Genomic DNA, 797 nt, shown 5'->3' with positions numbered 1-797 from the left:
GCGGCTCGGTCGTCGTTGGAGGTCCAGGCTCTCGCGTAGGCCCACTCGGTCGCGAGGGTCCGGTTCAGCCTCTCGACCTTCCCATTGGTCCAGGGGCAGTGCGGTTTGATGAACTTCTGCCGGATGCCGTGTGCCTCGATCACGCGGCGGAACGCGCTCGAGTGCCGGTAGGCGAACGCGTTGTCACTGATCACCCGTTCGACCGTGACACCGAGGGTCGCGTAGAACGCGATCGCACGGTCGAGGACACCCGCCGCGGTGGTGCCTTTCTCGTCGTCGTGGATCTCCGCGTAGGCGACTCGGGAGTGGTCGTCGATGACGGTGTGGACGTAGTCGTAGCCCAGCCCCCGCTTGCGGTTCGGGCGTTCCGTGCGGCCGTGCAGACGCCACCCGCCGCCATCGGGGATCCGGCCCAGCTTCTTCACATCGATGTGGATCAGCGAGCCTGGATGGTCGTGCTCATAACGTCGCGCGGACCGGCGGGTCGCGCGGATCACGGTCCCGGTGACCGGATCCAGCTCCCGCAGCAGCGGGGCCTGGTGGCGTCGCAGCACCCGCCCCACCGTCGAGGCCTGCAGGCCGAGCTTGCCAGCGATGAACACCGGACCGCGACGGGTCAGGTGACGCATGATCCGCACCCGCGTCTCCACGCACGCCCCCGTCCTGCGCGGATGCGAGTGGGCCACGCTCGAACGATCCTGCAGACCGGCCAGGCCGTGTTCCCGGAACCGGCGCCACCACCGCCACGCGGTCGTGCGCGAGACGCCCATCTCCGCCGCGACATGCGCAACGGCACG

At 69.4% G+C, this 797-nt stretch carries 1 protein-coding gene; it reads right to left on the bottom strand.

The features are described from left to right. Nucleotides 1–797 (bottom strand): IS481 family transposase (locus ACQUSY_RS13375; protein ID WP_428904930.1); only part of this gene is annotated, 797 nt, incomplete at both ends.

This window comes from Microbacterium daqui, assembly GCF_050408675.1.
Taxonomy (GTDB): Bacteria; Actinomycetota; Actinomycetes; order Actinomycetales; family Microbacteriaceae; genus Microbacterium.
Note: the sequence above shows the minus strand (reverse complement) of the source record. Positions and strands in the feature narration are given on the sequence as shown.